The organism is Labrenzia sp. THAF82 (assembly GCF_009363435.1).
In the GTDB taxonomy this organism is placed as follows: domain Bacteria; phylum Pseudomonadota; class Alphaproteobacteria; order Rhizobiales; family Stappiaceae; genus Roseibium; species Roseibium porphyridii.
Map to the genome: position 1 here is coordinate 1,355,209 of NZ_CP045354.1, position 19,329 is coordinate 1,374,537.

16 protein-coding genes are annotated in these 19,329 nt (G+C 55.7%); 7 read left to right on the forward strand and 9 right to left on the reverse strand.

Annotation, left to right across the window (positions count from 1 at the left end; genetic code table 11):
- Positions 1-3: 3 nt before the first annotated feature.
- Positions 4-885, reverse strand: a complete 882-nt coding sequence (locus FIV00_RS06565; protein ID WP_152499989.1) for a LysR family transcriptional regulator — start codon at positions 883-885, stop codon at positions 4-6.
- A 158-nt stretch (positions 886-1,043) separates the two neighbouring features.
- On the opposite strand from FIV00_RS06565, the gene FIV00_RS06570 reads away from it, so the two are divergent.
- The 3 genes from FIV00_RS06570 to FIV00_RS06580 all read left to right on the forward strand — a co-directional run bounded on the left by FIV00_RS06570 (position 1,044) and on the right by FIV00_RS06580 (position 3,033).
- Positions 1,044-2,075 (forward strand): haloalkane dehalogenase, encoded by a 1,032-nt coding sequence (locus FIV00_RS06570; protein WP_209006839.1) that lies wholly within the window; start codon positions 1,044-1,046, stop codon positions 2,073-2,075.
- Positions 2,076-2,096: 21 nt separating this feature from the next.
- Positions 2,097-2,579, forward strand: coding sequence for an SRPBCC family protein (locus tag FIV00_RS06575; RefSeq protein WP_152499990.1), 483 nt, complete (start codon positions 2,097-2,099; stop codon positions 2,577-2,579).
- 148 nt (positions 2,580-2,727) lie between these two features.
- The gene (locus FIV00_RS06580) at positions 2,728-3,033 is read left to right on the forward strand and encodes a hypothetical protein (RefSeq protein ID WP_152499991.1); all 306 of its coding nucleotides are present in this window, start codon (positions 2,728-2,730) and stop codon (positions 3,031-3,033) included.
- Positions 3,034-3,062: 29 nt separating this feature from the next.
- On the opposite strand, the gene FIV00_RS06585 is transcribed toward FIV00_RS06580, so the two are convergent.
- The 3 genes from FIV00_RS06585 to FIV00_RS06595 form a co-directional block, all read right to left on the reverse strand.
- The gene (locus FIV00_RS06585) at positions 3,063-4,439 is read right to left on the reverse strand and encodes a Xaa-Pro peptidase family protein (protein ID WP_152499992.1); all 1,377 of its coding nucleotides are present in this window, start codon (positions 4,437-4,439) and stop codon (positions 3,063-3,065) included.
- Between the two features lie 45 nt (positions 4,440-4,484).
- Positions 4,485-6,920 (reverse strand): FAD-dependent oxidoreductase, encoded by a 2,436-nt coding sequence (locus FIV00_RS06590; RefSeq protein WP_152499993.1) that lies wholly within the window; start codon positions 6,918-6,920, stop codon positions 4,485-4,487.
- 62 nt (positions 6,921-6,982) lie between these two features.
- On the reverse strand, positions 6,983-8,560 hold the full coding sequence (locus FIV00_RS06595; RefSeq protein ID WP_152499994.1) for a trimethylamine methyltransferase family protein: 1,578 nt from the start codon (positions 8,558-8,560) through the stop codon (positions 6,983-6,985).
- Between the two features lie 268 nt (positions 8,561-8,828).
- On the opposite strand from FIV00_RS06595, the gene FIV00_RS06600 reads away from it, so the two are divergent.
- The 3 genes from FIV00_RS06600 to FIV00_RS06610 all read left to right on the forward strand — a co-directional run bounded on the left by FIV00_RS06600 (position 8,829) and on the right by FIV00_RS06610 (position 12,291).
- A complete protein-coding gene (locus FIV00_RS06600; RefSeq protein WP_152499995.1) occupies positions 8,829-9,746 on the forward strand; it encodes a phosphotransferase in 918 nt (305 codons plus the stop codon).
- Between the two features lie 57 nt (positions 9,747-9,803).
- Positions 9,804-10,850 carry an ABC transporter ATP-binding protein gene (locus FIV00_RS06605; RefSeq protein WP_152499996.1) on the forward strand — a complete coding sequence of 349 codons (1,047 nt, stop codon included), beginning with the start codon at positions 9,804-9,806 and terminating at the stop codon, positions 10,848-10,850.
- A 181-nt stretch (positions 10,851-11,031) separates the two neighbouring features.
- Positions 11,032-12,291: an OmpA family protein gene (locus FIV00_RS06610; protein WP_152499997.1), complete on the forward strand. Its 1,260-nt coding sequence runs from the start codon at positions 11,032-11,034 to the stop codon at positions 12,289-12,291.
- A gap of 31 nt (positions 12,292-12,322) precedes the next feature.
- Here the strand turns inward: FIV00_RS06610 and FIV00_RS06615 are convergent, their stop codons facing one another.
- Positions 12,323-14,023, reverse strand: a complete 1,701-nt coding sequence (locus FIV00_RS06615; RefSeq protein WP_152499998.1) for an iron ABC transporter permease — start codon at positions 14,021-14,023, stop codon at positions 12,323-12,325.
- Between the two features lie 121 nt (positions 14,024-14,144).
- Positions 14,145-15,125, reverse strand: a complete 981-nt coding sequence (locus FIV00_RS06620) for an ABC transporter substrate-binding protein (protein ID WP_152499999.1) — start codon at positions 15,123-15,125, stop codon at positions 14,145-14,147.
- 263 nt (positions 15,126-15,388) lie between these two features.
- Here FIV00_RS06620 and gndA point away from each other — a divergent pair, with 263 nt between their 5' ends.
- Positions 15,389-16,813, forward strand: coding sequence for an NADP-dependent phosphogluconate dehydrogenase (gene gndA / locus FIV00_RS06625; RefSeq protein ID WP_152500000.1), 1,425 nt, complete (start codon positions 15,389-15,391; stop codon positions 16,811-16,813).
- A 134-nt stretch (positions 16,814-16,947) separates the two neighbouring features.
- On the opposite strand, the gene FIV00_RS06630 is transcribed toward gndA, so the two are convergent.
- The 3 genes from FIV00_RS06630 to FIV00_RS06640 form a co-directional block, all read right to left on the reverse strand.
- The gene (locus tag FIV00_RS06630; RefSeq protein ID WP_152500001.1) at positions 16,948-17,937 is read right to left on the reverse strand and encodes an aldo/keto reductase; all 990 of its coding nucleotides are present in this window, start codon (positions 17,935-17,937) and stop codon (positions 16,948-16,950) included.
- Positions 17,938-18,084: 147 nt separating this feature from the next.
- Positions 18,085-18,507 (reverse strand): thioredoxin family protein, encoded by a 423-nt coding sequence (locus FIV00_RS06635; protein ID WP_152500002.1) that lies wholly within the window; start codon positions 18,505-18,507, stop codon positions 18,085-18,087.
- 23 nt (positions 18,508-18,530) lie between these two features.
- The gene (locus tag FIV00_RS06640; protein ID WP_152500003.1) at positions 18,531-19,247 is read right to left on the reverse strand and encodes a cytochrome c biogenesis CcdA family protein; all 717 of its coding nucleotides are present in this window, start codon (positions 19,245-19,247) and stop codon (positions 18,531-18,533) included.
- Positions 19,248-19,329 lie beyond the last annotated feature (82 nt).

Below are 19,329 nucleotides of genomic sequence, written 5' to 3' on the forward strand. Positions count from 1 at the left end.
TGGTCAGCGTGTGAACAGGTGTTTGTTGCGATCAAAATAAGCGGTCGTGAAGTCGACAAAGGCGCGGATCCTGGCAACGCGTCGCAGGTCGCCATGATAAAGAAGCCACAAGTTGTAGCCAGGCAGCACCGGCAAGGACGGTACACGGAGGATTCGCGGGTCCGCGTCGCCTGCAAACGCGGGAACCTTGATCAGGCCAAGACCCTTGGCCGCGGCTTCAATCTGCATGGAAACTTCCGGCAGGACATGGCGTACCTTCGCTTTTGGAAATGGGCTTTGCGCAATCCAGTCATGATTGTCGCCCCAGGTGATCCAGTGTGCTCCTTCGCCGTTCTTTTCTACCAGGCTTTCATGCCGCTCAAGGTAGTCGGGTGATGCATAGACGGCCTGCACGAAACGGATCAACTTCCGGCCGAAGACGTCGTCATCCACATTTGTGGCCACCCTGAGGGAAATGTCAGCCTCCAGACGCAACAGATCCGACACCCGGTTTGTCGAGATCGCCCGCACGGTGATCTCGGGGTAGCGCTTTGCAAACTCAAGCAGCATGTCTGACAGCAATCCGTGTGAAAAGGCTGGGGGGAGGCTAAGCCGGATGGTGCCCGAAGGAACCATATCGAGGCCGGTCAACTTGCGGGTAATGGTGTTGGCCTGTGTCTCCATTTCCTCTGCCGGGGCGACAAGTGTTTCACCGGGCTGCGTGAGCTGAAGTCCACTCGAAGTTCGGTCGAACAGCCGCGTACCCAGGTCGGTTTCGAGCGCGGAAATTGCGCGGTGAACGGTGCCGTGGTTCACCGCAAGTCTTTCCGCCGCCTTTCGGAAGCTGCCTGTGCGCACCGACGCCAGAAAAATTCGCAGATGATCCCAGTCCAAATCCTTCTTCATGGCTGAGCACTCTCTCCCTGGAACATGATTGCTGAGTGGATCGTTTTTGATCCGCCATGGCTATCGAATGAATATTCCATAGCAACTTTCTATCCACATCTAATAACCATCAGTACTTGTCCGGGCAAGGACGGACACGAACGAGGAGTGGACGGGGAATGAACAAGAATCAGCAATTCAAGACAAATCGACGGGGACTGTTACAGGGCATGGCAGCCGGGGCGGGCGCGATGGCGCTCGCAATTCCGGGAGCCGCAAACGCTCAGACCGCGTCGTCAAGGCCGACGGGGTCCGCACCATACGGCATTGAAATTGCGTCTGACTTTCCGTTTGCGAAAAAGCAACTTGGCATCAAGGGATCGCATATCAGCTACGTTGATGAAGGCAGCGGTCAACCGGTCGTCTTTCTGCATGGCAATCCGACCTCATCCTATCTGTGGCGCAATGTGATCCCGTACATGCCGGAAGGATATCGTGCGATTGCTCCTGACCTCATCGGAATGGGTGACAGCGGCAAACCCGATATCGATTACGGCTTTGCCGATCATGCAGCCTATCTCGACGCCTTTCTGACCGACCTTGATCTCAACGACGTTGTTCTTGTCGTGCATGATTGGGGATCAGCGCTCGGCATGCGGTACGCGCGCCTTCATCCGGAACGGGTCAGTGCACTGGTGCTTATGGAAGCCATCGTACCGCCGGCCATGCCGGCACCAAGTTACGAAGCGATGCCTGAACAGATCGCTGATTTCTTCCGGTTGATGAATAGCGATGAAGGTGCGCGGCTAGTTCTTCAAGAGAACTTCTTCGTTGAAGTGACGTTGCCTGAGTTCGGGGTGATCAGGAAGCTTGGTCAAGAGGAAATGGACCACTATCGCGAACCTTTTCCAACACCTGATTCACGCAAACCGGTTCTTGCCTGGCCCCGCCAGGTGCCGATCGGCGGCAATCCGGCTGACGTGGCAAAGGAAGTAACGCTGAACGGTGAGTGGCTCTTTACCACCGACATTCCGAAGCTGCTCTTTTACGCCGAGCCGGGAGCCATCACACCCAAGGCGGTTGCCGAGTATATGGCATTGAACGCCTCCAACCTCGAAGTCCGCTTCGTGGGAGCTGGCACGCACTTTCTGCAGGAAGAACACCCACATCAGATCGGGCAGGGCATTGCCGATTGGTTGCGCCGTCTTTGAAGCCCCGTACAAAAGGAGGACATGAGCATGCCTGAAGCTGCTGTTTTTCAAACCGTCAATGCACCCATTTCCGAAGTTTGGCAAAGCTGGGATCGGTTTGACGAGATCTACCGGTTCAATCCTCAAATCAATCAGTCGCCTTTGCTGTCAAACAGTGTGGCGACCGGGCTTGGAGCTGAGCGGCATTGCAAACATGTGGACGGAAAAACCTATCTGAAAGAGCGGATTATCAGCTATCAGCCCGAAGAGCATCTGGTCATCGACATCTTCGACGCCAATGTGCCGTTGAAGACCGCTCGGGTTACGTTGGACTTTGCAGCATTGTCAGTCAGGCAGACGCAAGTAACGATGCGGATAGAGTTCACGCCCAAGTTCGGGCCCATCGGCTGGTTGCTGACACCGTTGCTCAAGAGACAATTCAGAAAAGGCTTGTCTGATCTGCTGTCAGCGAATGCAAATTTCGTTGAAAACGGTGTTGAAATACACCCCAAGGCAGCCGCTTAAGATCAGAAGTGTTTCAATTTAAGACAAACGCTCCGGTTTTGGTGCCGGGGCGTTTCTTTTTATTGGTTAACGCCGCAGAAACACTGGTGCAGAAGTTAAGAAAGGGTTACGATTCTAGGTAAATAAAAACTTAACTGCGAGAAGCGTCATGAAAGTATTTCTGAAAACACTGTGTGCGGTTGCCGCTCTGGCAGCGGTTTCAAGCACTACGGTCCTGGCTGAAAGCGGTACGGTTCGTATTCTTCATGATGAGCCTTACGGAGCAATTGTCACCAAGGAGGCAGGTGTTCTGGTGTTTCGCGCCTTGCCACCGACACGCAAGGTCGTGGTCAATCCAGGCGGCAAAACTCCGCTTGAGCTGAAGCATACCGACGTGCGTGAAACCAAGGTCGTTGTGGTTACCCAAGATGATTATGCACGGAACCTCGGTGCCAAGATCCTTCGCCTGAAGTGACACCATTGCCGTCCCGTTTCTGAGGGCCGTCAACGCGGGCGGCCCATCAGTCTTGCGTCCCAAGGATAGGTGCTCAGGCGCTCTGAGCCGGTATCGGTGATGAGAAGCTGTTCTTCCAGTTTCACCCCTTCATACCCGCCGTGGCGTCCCGCGTAGCTTTCGACACACACCACCATTCCGGCTTCCAGCACACCATCATAGCCGCCAGCCTCCCAATCCGCCGGATAGGGCACCGCCGGATATTCATCGCAAAGTCCAACGCCATGGAACAGGACCGAATAGCGATTTGCCAGACAGTCGTCCGGTAGGCTTTTGCCCCGATGTGACAGCTCGCGGAAAGTCCGGCCCGGCGCGAGCATCTGAATATTGGTTTCAATCTGGTCGACTGCCATCTCATAAAGCGCGCGTTGTTCATTGGTCGGCACTCCGTCGCCGCACAGCCACGTGCGGGAGATATCGCAACACATGCCGTAAGGACCAACGAGATCGGTATCGAACGCGACAAGCTCACCTTCGTTGATCTGACGTGCCGAGGCCTCCTGAAACCACGGATTCGTGCGTGGCCCTGATGAAAGCAGATGGGTTTCGATCCATTCGCCTCCACGCCTGATATTGCCGGCATGCAGGTATGCCCACAGGTCCCATTCCGTGATGCCGGGCACAAGTGCCTCTTCCATTTCCCGCATCGCTGCCTCACAAGCTGCAATGGCCCGGCGCATGGCCTTGATCTCATCGTGGCATTTGATGGCCCGGGCCAATTCCATGACCTCTTCACCGTCATGGATGGTTATGCCGTGTCTTTCGAGCGCGGCGACACCCTCCCGCCGGCACTTGTCGAGTGCAATACGGTGATTGCCCCCGCCGAATGCCTTGACCAGATCCGCAAGTTCATCAGCCCATTTCTGAGAGAGCTCGGCTGAACGGGGCCCGGATTCAAAGTAAAACCAGGGCACGCCGTGACGTATTTCAGTGACGAGCGGATTGTGCGCGTTGAGATGCTCGCAGTTGTGAAAGTCAAAGGCGACAACAGGTCCCTCGAGCGCAACGAACGTGTATCTGACTGCATTGTGGGTCGACCAGACCTGCATGTTGGTAGCGTCTGTCGCATAACGTACATTGAGCGGATCGCACAGGATCGCGGCACTAAGGTCGAAGGCCGCCAATTGCTCTTTGATGCGCCGCAAGCGGTAGCCACGCAGAGTTTCCAGGTCCGGAGGTGCCAGGCCGAGAGCGGCCCATTCGCTTTCGGCCAGGTCTCCATATCCGAGCACGTGACGGTTCAGGACGGTGGCTTTTTCGGTGGCATAGGCCGACAACGCTGTGTAGTCCGACATCACTCCGGGATGAACCGGCAAAGCCGATGGCATGATCTTGCGCCGATGCCGGCCGAAATGCTCCGTATTCATGATGCCCACACCTCCCAGTGCAGTCACGATCAGTTGCCGGTGCGATTACATGCGCATGCGGTCAGCACCGGGATCGAACAAGGGGTCGGGATTGATTGTCGCTTTCCGGCGCTCTCCGAGGATTTCGATTTCGAAGGCGCCTTCGTCCAGATTCTTGGCCAGTTCCGCAGGCACATATCCTTGTGCGAGTGAGCGGTCGACAAAATGTGCATAGCCGCCTGACGTGACCCAGCCGATCACTTTGCCTGCATGCCAAATCGGTTCATCGCCCATCACATCGGCATCACCGGCCTCGACGACAAAACTGACGCGCAAACGATTTGGCCCTTGGTCATGTTCACTCTGAGCAGCGTTCTTTCCGATGAAACTTTCCTTGGAAAGTTTCACAAACCGCCCGAGATCCGCTTCGTACGGGCCGTAGATCGGGCGGAATTCGCGAAACCAGGTGCCGAAGTTCTTTTCAAGACGCATGGCCAGCAATGCACGCATTCCGAAGTTCCGGATGTCGAATTCGGCTCCGGCGCTCATCAGGGCTTCGTACACCTGCCGTTCGTATTCGGGTGCCATCCAGATCTCGTATCCAAGGTCACCGGTATAAGAGATCCGATTCACCTTGCAAGGCGCGTTGGCGACGTCCATTTCGCGGAAATCCATAAAGCGGAAAGCTTCATTTGAAACGTCTTCGCCCGTGACCTTTTCAAGGACCTTGCGGGCATTGGGTCCGGCTATCGACAACCCGACCCAGCCTAGATTGATGGCCCGGATCTGCACCGACCCATCTTGCGGCAGATGCTGTTCGAACCAGCGCAAATGATAGATTTCAGCCTGAGATGAGCCGAACATGAAGAACCGGTCTTCATCTGCCCGGGCAATTGTGAAATCACCGATCAGCTTGCCGTTTTCGTTCAACATCGGGGTCAGTATGATCCGCCCGATCTTCGGCATGGTGTTTGTCATCAGGTGTGAGAGATAGTCTTCGGCACCCGATCCGGTAACTTCGTATTTCGCAAAGTTTGCGATTTCAGTGATGCCAACGCTTTCACGCACTGCACGGCATTCGTTGCCGATATGTTCGAAATCGTTTGATCTTCGGAAAGACACCACATCCTTCGCCTCGGTGCCTTCCGGTGCGAACCAGAGCGGCGTTTCAAGACCCCAGCTGTCCCCCATGACTGCTCCCTGAGCGAGCATCCTGTCGTAGAGTGGCGTAGTCTGGTGCGGGCGTGCAGCGGGCAGCTCTTCGTTGGGAAACCTGATACGGAAACGGCGTCTGTAATTCTCCTGGACCTTCGCGTTTGTGTAAGACAGCGTGGCCCAGTTGCCGTAGCGCGCAACATCCATGCCCCAGATGTCATAGCCAGGGTCACCATTCACCAGCCAGTTCGCAAGTGTCAGGCCGACGCCGCCACCTTGGCTGAACCCGGCCATGACACCACACGCTACCCAATAATTGCGCAGGCCGCGTACCGGGCCGACAAGCGGATTGCCGTCCGGAGCGAACGTGAACGGGCCATTGATGATCTGTTTGATGCCGGCGGACTGTAGCGCAGGAAAGTGTTCGAACCCGACTTCAAGCTCGGGCGCTATGCGATCAAGGTCCGGAGCGAGCAACTCGTGGCCGAAATCCCAAGGTGTCTGGCGCGGGCTCCAGGGCCTGCAGTTCCGCTCGTAAGTTCCGAGCAACATGCCCTTGCCTTCCTGACGTGTGTAGATCTCGCCGCCAAAATCAAGAACACCAATCAGTTCCTTGCCGGTTGCCGCATTATGTGCCGTCACCTCAGGCATTTCATCGGTCAGGAGATACATGTGTTCCATAGCCAGTACAGGCAGTTCCAGTCCGACCATGCGTCCACACTCTCGCGCCCAGAGTCCCCCGGCATTGACCACATGTTCTGCACGAATGGTGCCTTTGTTCGTGATCACGTCCCAGGCGCCGTCCCGTGTCTGAACCAGCTCTTCCACCTTGGTGTGCCGGTAAACGGTCGCTCCGTTCACACGTGCGGCCTTGGCATAGGCGTGGGTCGTTCCGGACGGGTCGAGATGACCTTCAATCGGATCCCATAGCGCTCCGATGAAGTGTTTTTCGTCCAGGATCGGAAACATGGTTTTGGCTTCGGCAACGGAAATCAATTCCAGTTCCATGCCGAGATACCGTCCTTTGGCCTGAGCCAGTCTCAGGAAATCCATGCGTTCCGGTGTATCGGCCAGCATGACGCCGCCGGTCAGGTGCAGTCCGCAGGATTGGCCGGAAATCTCCTCCAGTTCTTCGTAGAGGTCGACCGTATAGCTTTGCAGTTGCGCGACGTTAGGGTCGCCATTGAGTGTGTGGAAGCCTCCCGCCGCATGCCAGGACGAGCCGGATGTCAGCTCGTCCCTCTCGACCAGCGTCACGTCGGTCCATCCGAGTTTGGTAAGATGGTAGAGCACACTGCAGCCAACGACACCGCCGCCAATGACAACTACTTGTGTGTGGGTTTTCATTCATTCTGCTCCGCAACGGCCTGCGCCAAAATTGGTGGTCAGGTCGACATCTGACATGGGTACTAAAAATCGGTAGGTGCGCCGCCTTCGGCTTTCCGCCTTTCGACAAAGGCAGTGATTTCTTCATCAATGGCCGGATCGATAGGCGGTGCCTCGTAGGCTTCGAGCGCTTTTTTGTAGAGTGTGTTCGCCTTGTCGAAGGCGGTTGGGCTGCCTGCTTCGGCCCATGTTTCGTAGTTGCGCCAATCGGAGACAATCGGGGCGTAAAAGGCGTCCTTGTAACGGGCCTGTGTGTGTTCGGTTCCAAAGAAATGTCCTGCCGGGCCAACATCACGGATTGCCTCGAGTGCAAGGGCATCTTCCGAAACATCCAGAGGTGTCAGGTACTCCTGGATTTTCTGCAGCAGATCGATGTCCGTGATGAATTTCTCAAACCCTGCACTGAGACCGCCCTCGAGCCAGCCGGCGGCATGTTTGATCAGATTGCCCCCGCCGTTTATTGCTCCCCATTCCGACAAGGTGGTTTCGAGCGCAGCCTGATAGTCTACCGTGTTGGCCGCGCAGACCCCCGAGGTGCGATAGGGCAGGTTATGACGTCTGGCGAGTTGCCCTCCGGCAATCGCGGCTTTCATGTATTCCGGAGTGCCGAAAGCCGGCGCACCGGACTTCATGTCAACATTGGAAGTAAATCCGCCATAGACCACCGGGGCTCCCGGACGTACGAGCTGGGCGAAGGCGATGCCAGCAAGGGCTTCGGCGTTTTGCAGCGTAAGTGCGCCTGCGATTGTCACAGGTGCCATGGCACCCGCAAGGGTGAACGGCGTAACAATGGAAACCTGGCCGGCTTTGGCCATCTCGATCAGGCCCGTCAGCATGGGTGTATCAAGACGCAACGGTGACGAGGTGTTGATGACGGTCAGAACGCTTGGTGTTTGCACAAATTCTTCAGGCGTCAGGCCATAGCCGATACGTGTCAGCTCCAGACCATCGAGATTGCGTTCCCGCCCCAGCGAATAGATGTGAAACACCTTATCGGTGAGGCGCAGCATGTCTGCAACGCAATCGAGATGGCGAACGGACGCGTGGATATCAACGGGTTCAACCGGGTATCCCATCATGCAATGAATGATGTTGAAATGCTGGGAAAGTTTCAGGAAGTTGCGGTAGTCCTGCTGGTTTCCAGCACGTCGACCCCTGTCCTTGTCCACTGCATTGGGCGCGCTTGCAACACAGGAAAAGGCAATCGCATCGCCGCCGATCTGAAGATCATGTGCCCTGTTCCTGGCGCGAACGGTAAACTGGCTTGGTGCCTTGGCGACAAGCTCTTCGACCATGGCGCGATCCATTCGCACACGGTCTTCGCCGGGTTTTATGTCGGCACCAGCAGCTTTCAGCCATGCCTTTGCGTCTTCGTGGAGGAAATCAATGCCGATTTCCTCCAGCACGCGCATGGAAGCATCGTGAATGGCCTCCAATTCGTCCTCCGAGACCACTTCGAGAGGTTTGAAGCGATGACGGGGTTGTTTGAACGGCTTTTGCGGAAACAGGTCCGGACCGCTCTTGTCACCACTTCTGCGCCGCCGTCCACGGCGGGCAGGCGGTGCCTCGGTCTGGGAAACGGCTTCGATTTCGCTCGTCATTGCGTCGCTATCCGTTGTCTTGAGACTTGCCGGCGTTGGCGGAATGGCCCGGGCAACCGGGCAACCGGGCGACAGGCCTGTCGCCACGATCTGCAAGCTTAGTTGAGGAGCCGCTTTTTACGGGCAGTCTCAGTGCGACGGAGAGTGCTCAAACTCCGACATCGGAGAGAGTGAAAGCGACAGGCCTCCTCAGCAGAAAAACTTTGGCTTGACGGATCGGGGCGATCAAAGCGATCAGAACGGGGCGTTATTTTTCAATGAGGTTTCGGTGAAGGAGCAGCTCTCCGATAGTTCCCTGCTGGGGTTCCTGGAAACGCAGTTGCCTGAGGCAGACTGGGACAACGCACGTTTGCGTCCTTTACCGGTTGCCTATACCTGCCGCTTCTGGCGTCTTGATGTGCCGGGCCGCAGCTATGTGATCAAGGAATTCTTCCCCGAAGCTGAAGACAATCCGCTCTTTCCAACATTGCCAAGGCAGGAGGCTGATGCTCTTGCCGTTCTTTCCCGACACCAATTATCACCAGAGTTGGAAGCCTTTGCGGTCAGCCCGGCTGGAACCCCGGTGCTGGTCTATGGATATCCGTCGCCCGAACACAACGAGATTGATGTTTCTGAAGCCGCTGCCCTCATCGGGCGCTTTGCCGCTCTCAAAGAACCGGGTCAGGGCCACCAAACGGTCCCAGCGGGATATCACGAGGTGCTGAGCCGCGGTGATGCCATGTTGGCGGCGATCCCTCAGAGCCGCAAAGCCGCCAATCTTAAAAGGCTGCGCCCTCAGGACAATGCGGTTGAACAAAAGCCTGTCGAAAGGTCGCTGGTTCATCGCAGTTTTTGTCTTGGCACCATTCTGGCAACGGGTGAGGGGGCGAGACTGATCGACTGGCAGTTCGCGGGTCTGGGTGATCCGGTTGAAGACATTGTGGGATTTGTCTCACCAGGTCTCGCAACTCTTTACGGACTTCACCCACTGGTCGCACATGCGGAAGACATGTTCCTGCAGGCCTATCCGGTTCAGCAGACTGTTCAGCGGTTCTTGGAGGAGCGTGTCGGCTACCATTGGTGCTTTGCCGCTTATTGCCTATTCCGACATGAAACGCTCATGACGAGCAATGCACCTGCAGCGCGGGCCTATGGACGGGCCCTGGAAGAAGAAGTCGACCTGATGCTACGTCTCCGGGCCAGGTAACAGGTGTCACTCCGCGTGATGTAATGATCCTGTCACAAGACAGCGATACCGGAGGGCATGTCCATCCGTCTTGATGCCGTGTCCAAATCCTTCGGTGACCACAAAGTTCTGAATGACGTTTCGCTGTCGATCGAAGACGGTACTTTCTTTGTTGTTCTTGGTCCTTCCGGATGTGGCAAGTCCACCTTGTTGCGCACAATCGCAGGCCTTGAGCCCATCGATGCCGGTGAGGTCTTGCTTGACGGTCGAAAGGTGGCGGGCGAGAAGTTCCATGTCCCTCCGGAGCAGCGCCAGGTCGGGGTGGTCTTCCAGTCTTATGCACTTTGGCCACATTTGAGCGTCGCGGGAAATGTTGCCTTTCCTCTGGAAGCTGCGGGCAAGGGGCGGTCGGTTGTTTCTGCCCGTGTTGATGACTGTCTGGAGACGGTCGCTCTTTCCGAGTTTGGGCAAAGGAAACCGGCTGAATTGTCGGGCGGACAGCGCCAAAGGGTTGCGCTTGCGCGTTGCCTTGCGCAAGGGGCAGGCACGGTACTCATGGACGAACCGCTCGCCAATCTGGATCCGCACCTCAGAGGCGTCATGGAAGAAGAGCTTTCAAGCTTCCACAGGGCCAGCGGTGGAACGACACTTTTCATTACCCATGATCAGCGCGAAGCAATGGCGCTGGCCGACAAAGTGGCTGTGATGTGGGACGGCAAAATTCTTCAGGTGGACGATCCTGACACCTTGTATCGAAGGCCGATGTCGAAAGAGGTCGCGGGCTTTATTGGTCGAAGCACGCTCTTGCCCGTGAGCATCAACCGTGTTTGGGAGAACCGGGCAGAGATCGGTTTTGGTGGCATTGAATTGGCAGTTGAGTGTCCGCATAATGCCGTCCCCGGACAAGGCACGTTGCTGCTTCGACCAGAGCATATTGTTCTGACAAGCAGCTCATCTGGTTTTGAAGCCCGTGTGGTTCGGACGGTCTATCGCGGGGGTATCTGGGACGTCTTTGTTTCGATGCCCGGTTTGGACCAGCACTTGATGATGTCGCTTCATCGACAGGCTGCTCCGGGAGACAGGCTTCGTCTCGACGTTCTTCGAGGCTGGGTGTTGCCTCAATAGGCAGCTCGCAAACTTGTGCTTGGACCTTGAGGACATCTTTCGCAACTTTGTTTTCAAAGATCTTTCGTTCTGAAGGGGTCGTTTGTGACGTTTGTTACATCGACGTTGTGAGTGTTGATCTAACGAAATTCTTCAGGAAATTAGCAAAAGCAAATTGATTGATAAGTGAGAAAATCAGGAAATGAAGTCAGGAAATACAAGATCGTTGAATCCGTACATTGCTAAAATTGCAATCGCTTTGACAAGCTTCTCTCTCCTGAGTGTTGGAGCTCAGGCACAGCAAATTAGTGTGGTCGCTTTGGAAAATGGCGCGGTCTTGAAATCCTATACTTCGGAGTTTGGTGGACGCAACAGCGGTTCCTGGATCGCCCTCGCCTTGATCGACGGCGATCCGACGATCGGCTGGTCGAGTGCACAACATCAGAGTGCCCCTAATGAATTTGTTTTTGAGTTGGCAGAGGACTACGTCCTCGAAGCGCTATCATTTGACAACACTCATACTGATGAACCGACACACCCTGGTATTTCTGCGCAAGGTGTAAAAGTCTTTGTCTCGGATGACAGGGCGGACGGGCCTTACCGAGAAATCTATCAGGGAAATATTGCTCCGACCGGGATCACTACGGTGGGTCTGGAGAAAAAGGAGACTGCACGGTTTGTAAAGCTCTTGCTTTCAACAAATGGGGGACACGCTGAATATACAGAGTTGATGGAATTTGCAGCATTTGGTCAACCGCAGGGAAATCGCCAACAGACCTCCAATTTTTCTGGCGTCTACACAACAAATTGGGGCCCGTTCTACCTGAAATTTAGCGATGGTGAACTGAGCGGCTGCTACGATCATGACAATGGTAAGTTCGTCGGAACATCCGTTGGTGGTGTCATGAATATCGAATGGCGAGAGGATGGCGAGGATTCAGGCAGTGCGGTTCTCGCTCTTTCGGCCAGCGGAGATCAGTTTAGCGGACTTTGGTACAAAAATGCTGAGCTTCATGGGACATGGATAGGCAAGCGTTCAGTCGACCAGGCAGGAGCGCCGCAATGCGCAGCAATAGTGCAAACCTCCACCAAGTCGAAGGTTGCGCAATCCCTCGATGCTTATGGCGTGACACGGCTATACGGTATCTACTTTGATTTCGATTCCGACGTTATCAAACCAGAGTCCGCGACTACGCTCAATCAGGTTCAAGCTTGGCTAAAAGACAATCCTGGAAAGAGAGTTGTCTTCGAAGGGCATACCGATGCCAAGGGAAGTGATGCCTACAATCAATCACTTTCGGCAAAGCGTGCTGCGGCAGTTGTTCGCTGGCTCTCTGGTCAAGGTGTCGACATCGGCAATCTGACGCATGTTGGTCTTGGTGAGATCCAGCCGGTTGCGGACAATGCTACCGAAACCGGCCGCAGTCTAAACCGGCGTGTCGAAATGAAAATCCTGAATTAGAAACGGAAGGAGAAGCCTATGATCTGGCTTCTCAATCCTTCCAGGGAATGGTGCCGTTTGGAACGCGATTGGCCAAAACGTTCATGGCCAGCATGATGAAGATGGTTGCACCTACCACAACGGCTGACATGGCGGCTGCCAGTGTGGTGTAACCGCCGTCTTCATAGTTGAAGATAGTCGTTCCGATGGTCTCGTTTCCCGTTGACCAGAGCAGCGCTGATACCGTGACTTCATTGTAAGCCGTGAGAAAGACAAGGATTGCACCGGAAGCTGCGGATGGTGCGGCTAGAGGAGCAAATATCTTGCGCATGCGCCTGAAAAACCCGGCTCCCGATACCCGTGCCGCATCGTCCAGAGAAGCGTCCATTTGCAAAAATGCGGCCATGACAGGCTTCAATCCAACCGCAAGAAACACGGAGACATATGCAATCAGGATGATCCAGATCGTGCCATAGAGCGAGATACCAAGAAAAGGGATCGGTCGGATAAAGGCCAGAATGAATGCGATCGACATGACAAGGCCCGGAACCGCAAAAGCGATTTCCGACTGGGTCAACGCCAGTCCGGCCAAGCGCCTGTTTCCTGAACTTCTGTGAGCAAGATAATAGCCGAGCAGCAAACTCACAGCGGCGATGACAAATGCGCTTAGCCCGGCAATCAATGTCGAATTGGCAAATGCCCGGATCGTGACCGTCTGGCGCCAGAGAACTTCGGTGAAGTTGTCCCATGTCAGGGTTCCGAGCGACAGCGGCAGGCCGTAGGTCTTCACCAAAGACGTCGCAAGCAGGGAAGCTGCTGGAAGCAAGAGGACGCCGGCGACAAAGACCCAGACGATGCCTTCGACAAGGAACCGCTTGGCGCCGAGTGAAATCGCCAGAGGGTTCTGCGGCAGCCCGATGAGGCTTGCGCGCATGCGGCGCTGCAACAGGCTTTGTAGAAAAATGGCGGCAAGCGCGACAAATGCCAGGATGACGGAAATCACGGCGACATTGGGCAGAATGTCCGGTCCGAAGCTGGCCAGGCGCCGCCACACGAGCACCGGCAAGGTTGTGTAACGTGCCGGAATACCGATCAGCGCATTGATGCCGAAGTTGCCAAGCGCAGCAACAAAGGCCAGCGCAAATCCGGCCAAGAGCGATGGGCCAAGGAGCGGGAGCGTTATCCGGCGCAGCATCAAGGCAGCGCTAGCACCGGAGATTCGGGCGGCATCGGAAAGCTCGCGCGGAAAGGATCGCAAGGCAGCGCGGACAAGCAGAAAAACGAGTGGACTGTGCTGCAGCGTCAGCAAAAGCACCAGGCCTTCGCGTGAATAGAGCGGATGTGTCGACCCCAGTTCGGGTGCGAGGCCCAACCATTGTAAAACAGGGCTGGCGGGGCCGAGCGCCTGTATCCAGGCTATGGCTGTGACGTGCGGTGGGATCATCATCGGCAAGAGGATGAGGAAGACAAGCAGGCCTTTCGCGCGAATGTCGGTCAGGCCGATGAGCAGAGCGAGGCAAGTTCCGAGGATAGATGCGCCAAGTGCTGACCAAAGGCTGCTCTCAATGGAATGCCAAAGCGCCCGCTGGACCGAGCGGTTCTGAATCGCCTCCAGAAGCGGTCCAAGATCCAGGCTGCCTTCACTTGCCAGTCCGGTTTTGAACAACAACAGTAGTGGCAGGCCGCATACTGTCGTCGCACCGACCACAAGCAGCAATAGTGTTGTTTTCTCAGGGGCAAGCTTTGAAAGCATGCGTCTTCAAATTACTCTGTTTTTGTTGCCTAGGAATGCAGCGCATATGGACGCAAAGGCAAAAAGACAACGCAGGGCGAGAAAGTCCGCACTGCGCTGTCTTTGGTGAAGGGATGTCTTTTCAGCCGCCGAAGATTTCGCTGAACTTCAACTTGTTGGCCTGATCTTGTTCAAGGGCCGTGACCGGGTCAAAGTCCATCAGTTTGATCGTATCGCGTGCTGGAAAGCCGTCTGGTGCTGTCACTGCCGGATGTGCGGGCAGATACCCTTGCGAGGCAGCCAGTTTTTGACCTTCCTCAGAGATAAGGAAATCTACAAAGGCCTTAGCGGCGTCGGGGTTTTGCGCAGTGGTGAGAATTGCGACCGGCTCCGTCACTGCAGAGACACCTTCTTCCGGGAACACAAATTCAACCGGGGCACCCTTTAGTTTTTCGCGGATTGGCAGGAAGTCGACTACAAAACCGTACAGTTTCTCACCGCCGGCGATCGCCTTGTAAGTTCCGCCGTTGCCGCCCTTCGGATTGGCACCTTGATCTGCAAGGCCTTCGTAGAAAGCCCAGCCCAGATCTGGATTGGATGTCAGCGCAGTCATATGGATCGTAGCGGCACCGGATGTCAGCGGTGACGGCATCGCCAATTTGTCCTTGGCCTGCTCTTTCAGGAGATCCTTGTAGGACGTCGGCTTCATCGGCGCGTTTGTGTTGTAGACGATGCCCGTGGTGATCAGCTTGGTGGAGAAGTAGGTTTTGTCTTTGTCCATGATCGCCGGGTCATACGCAGCAACGTCTGCGCCCTCGTGCACCATCAGGCGGCCTTCTTGTTTCAGGCCTTCCATGGTGACCATATCAGCGATCAGCAGGACGTCCGGTTTCGGTGCTCCCGCCTCGAATTCGGCGCGCAACTTGGCCATCATTTTGGTGGTGCCATCGCGAACCCATTCGACTTCGACACCCGGATGCATTGCAGAGAACGCGTCGACGGTTGCCTGTGCGTCGGCATTCGGTTGTGACGTATAGAGGACGAGTTTGCCTGTTACATCCTCAGCGTAGGCGGAAACGGACGCCGCAGCGAAGAGGCTGGCTGCAATCAGAAGCTTTTTCATTTGACAGATCCCTTTGGCTGAGCCGCGTTGGTTGTTGCGGTCAGGCAATCGGGTATCAGTCTTGTGTGACAGATTTTTTCGACCGACAGGCAAATAGATGCGACCTTTCAGATTCTTGCGCGAGATCTGGTGTTTGCCGGAGTTCTCGGCCTGAAGGGCGTTCCTCAAATTGTGTTCGCTTGTATGCAAGGATTGCCGGATGCGCACCGGTCCGCTATCACCGCTGCACACGGTTCTAAATCGATTTGAGAAAGGCGTTGTTCATGAGCTCTGAAAGTGCTGTCGCGGAAATCGGGCTGATTGGTCTTGGCACAATGGGCGGCAACCTCGCGCTCAATATTGCCGAGAACGGATTTCAGATCGCGGTCTATAACCGCACCACCGAAAAGACAGATCAGTTCATAGAAAAAGCCGGTGCTCTTGCTGACAAGCTTGTGCCGACGAAAACGCTTGAGGAATTCGTTGCCTCCATCAAATCGCCGAGAGCTGTCATTTTGATGGTGCCAGCCGGCGAGGCTGTCGATGCACAGATTGAAGCGCTGCGCCCTTTGCTTGATAGCGAAGACCTGATTATCGACGCTGGCAATGCTAACTATCATGATACCAACCGCCGGGCGTCAGAGGCGGCGGAAAAGGGACACCGCTTCATGGGTATTGGTGTGTCTGGCGGTGAAGAAGGCGCGCGTTTCGGTCCGTCTATCATGGGCGGTGGTGCGAAGGATGCATGGGACCAGGTTGGCCACATTCTTGAAGCCATCTCAGCAAAACACGAGGACGAACCTTGTGCGGCCTATCTCGGAGAAGCGGGCGCGGGCCATCTCGTGAAAACCGTGCATAACGGTATTGAATATGCCGACATGCAGATGATCGCTGAAGTCTATGGCGTTATGCGCGACGGCTTTGGAATGAACTCGTCTGAAATCGCGCGCGTTTTTGAAAAGTGGAATGGGGGCATCCTTCAATCCTACCTGATCGAAATATCAGGGAAGGTCGCCGGGACCGCTGATCCTGAAACCGGCCGACCGATGCTCGACATCATTTTGGACAAGGCCGGGCAGAAGGGTACCGGGCGCTGGACCGCAATCGAGGCCTTGATGCTGGGAACACCGGCCAGCGCCATTGAGGCTGCCGTCGCGACGCGAAATATGTCGGCACGATTGGACGAGCGTAAGGCCGGGGAAGCCGAATTCGGTGCCGCACCCAGTGAAATGGACCGAGAAGCTGTGACCATCGATGCTTTGGAAGCAGCACTGGTTGCCGGCAAGATCGTTTGTTATGCGCAAGGGTTCGGGCTGATCCTGGAAGCTGCACGGCAATATGGCTGGGCGATGCCGTTGCCGCAAATTGCGCGTATCTGGCGCAATGGCTGTATCATCCGTTCTGCCATGTTGAACGACATGTCTGCAGCACTTGCTGATGATTCAGAACGCAATCTGATGCTGGCTCCGTTCTTCTCAGACAAGCTCAAGGAAACAGAGGCAATGCTGCGTCAGGTCGTGGCACAGGCAGCACTTCACGGTCTGCCCGTTCCGGCCCTTTCAGCGGCACTTTCCTATTTCGACATCATGCGCACCGGCAGGTCGACTGCGAACATGTTGCAAGGTCAACGCGACTTTTTCGGCGCACACGGCTTTGAACGTACAGACAGGGATGGTGGCGGCTACCACGGTCCTTGGGCAATGGGCTGACCATACGGTCTGAAGGTTTTTCAGCGCAGCTCATTTGGTTGATTGAAACAGGACACGGCGGCCAGTGTGGCCGCCGTGTTTTTTATAGGCTGTTGGAATTTATCGAACTCTCATGACGTCTGAGCTACGCCCATTCAGAGTTCCTTTTCGACATAGTCCTCGTGCTTTGGTCCGATGAGGGTGTCGATTTCTGAAACAATGGCTTGCGGGAGTGCCCCGAATTCCAGGGCCCCTGCAAGTTCCTGGATCTGGGCGACCGTTCGGGCACCAGGCAAGGGAAAATTGCGATCCGATTTTGCCCAGAGCCAACCAAGTGCGCCCTGTGGCAAGGATCTGCCATTTGACTGGAGCAGGTCGCGAACTGTATCCAGTTTTTCCAGAAACTCGGCGTTGGGCTTGCCGTCCTTGTAGTAGGTCAGCCACATCTGTTCCGTTGATCGGATGTCATCTTTAGGCATGACAGAGCCTTTCCGATAGTTTCCGCCCAGCAGACCCATCGCCAAGGGAGAGCGAATGAAGGCAACAAGGCCTTGGTGCGCGATCGCTTTGCGGATTTTGGGTGTATCGCAAAAGACGTTCGTGCCGTGTTCTATGGCCACGACGCCGTCTCTCCTCGACAAGGCTTCGACATTGCCTGTGAAGTCAGTGCTCCAGCCATAGCCTCGGATCTTTCCTGCTTTGCGCGCTTTTTCCATCTCTTCGAAAATGGGCATCGCGCGATCGACCGGCAGTGAATTCAGATGGAGAAGGACGATGTCGAGGCAGTCGCGCTGGAGTCTTCCGAGGCTGTTTTCAATCGCTGGAAGCACGCTGTCCGGACTTGCCTCTTCGCCAAGAATTTCCTTTGTGGTCTCGTCGATTGCCAGGCCCAATTTGCTGACGATTATGGCGTCGGGACGATTGACAAGAGCTTGGCCGAGAAGCCTCTCCGCATGTCCAGCGCCGTAAGCTGCGGCCGTGTCGAACAGGGTAATACCACCGTCCAGAGCGGCGTGAATGGTGCGAATGGATTCAGAGTCGTCGCTGTTTGAATATCCGAGCGGACGCCCGTCCTTGAACATTGGGCCGCCGATTGGCCAACATCCCATCCCGAGTGGCGAGATCTCTTTTGAAAAAATATGCATGGCTTTTTCCTGTCGTTTCGACGGGAAAGTGCCATGCACATCATTGCGCATCCATAGAACAATCTGAAACCATCGTTTCAAGATTGAAACGAACTCCGCGGAACCGCATCACAGCGATTGCGAAACGGTTCGTGGCAAGTTCAGATATCAGCTTCCTGCCTGGAGGCCTGTGTCCATCAGCGACTTGATTTGAGCTTCGCTCGTGCCGGCGACAACACGTCCGAGCTCCTGATTGCCTTTCAACACAAGCAAAGTGGATCTGCGCGGGATTTTCCGCGAAGTCGTGACTTCGTGCTGCCGGTAGTCATCCCAGTCGACACGAACAAAAACCATCGCCTGATCGTATGCCGGGTTGGCACCGCGAAGTGCGTTGATCACACGCTCCTGCCGGGCACAGGTTCCGCACCATGACGCTGCGTAGTCAACGAACACCGTCTTGCCTGCAGAAAGCTCTTTTTCGATAAGGCCGGGAGCATAGTCAAGGGTTTCGCTGGCAAATGCGGTGCCGGGCAGAACTGTTGCCGCTAGTCCGGCTGCAGCGGTTGAGAGGAGAAAGTGACGGCGGTTCATCGGGTATCCTTTCCAGTAAAGGGTCAGAAACGAACAGACAGGTCCTGAAGCCAGATCGGCATGACGCTCATCGCCCAGGCATCGACCATGTGATGGACGTTGAAGATCAACAGCACGCCGACTGTCAGGAATACGAGGCCCATGATGGGTTTGGATCTTTCGGCCAGGCCGCGCAACTTGTCGGTTCGATTGCGCAGAGTTTCACCGGCACCCAGTCCCAACCCGACGATCAGTGTCGACACACCGAGAGCGAAGAAGCACATAATGAGTGCAGCCCAGGTGAGACTTTCTCCCTGTGAAGCAAGAGCAATTGCGCCACCCAGTGTCGGGCCGATGCAGGGCGACCAGACGGCACCCAGAAGGATGCCGCCAAGAAACTGACCGCGCAGGCCGCTTGTGTCGGTAGATTGCATTTTCTGGCCGGCGGAACCGGAAAAGCCTGCTGCTGCAAGCTCAAAGCGTTGGCTGAACGCAGGCACCAGCAGAACAAGACCGAAGACGATCATCAACGTTGCGCCGACTTTTGACATCAATTCTTCCGTCAGGCCGATGGCGTAGCCAAGCGTGGCAATCAGCATGCCAACGGTGACGAAGGAAACGCTCATGCCTGCCGCAAGCGCGATAGGAGCGCGCCGGTCAGCGTTCAATGCGGATGCCAGAACGATGGGCAGGACCGGCAGGACGCAGGGATTTATGAGTGTTAAAAGGCCTGCGAGATAAGCGAGTGGTAGTTCAAGCATATGGTCCGGGCAGTGCTGGTCTGTTGATCACAAAAGCCGGCCGGTTGCTGCCGGTCGGCTCCGCACCGTAGATAGGTCGGTG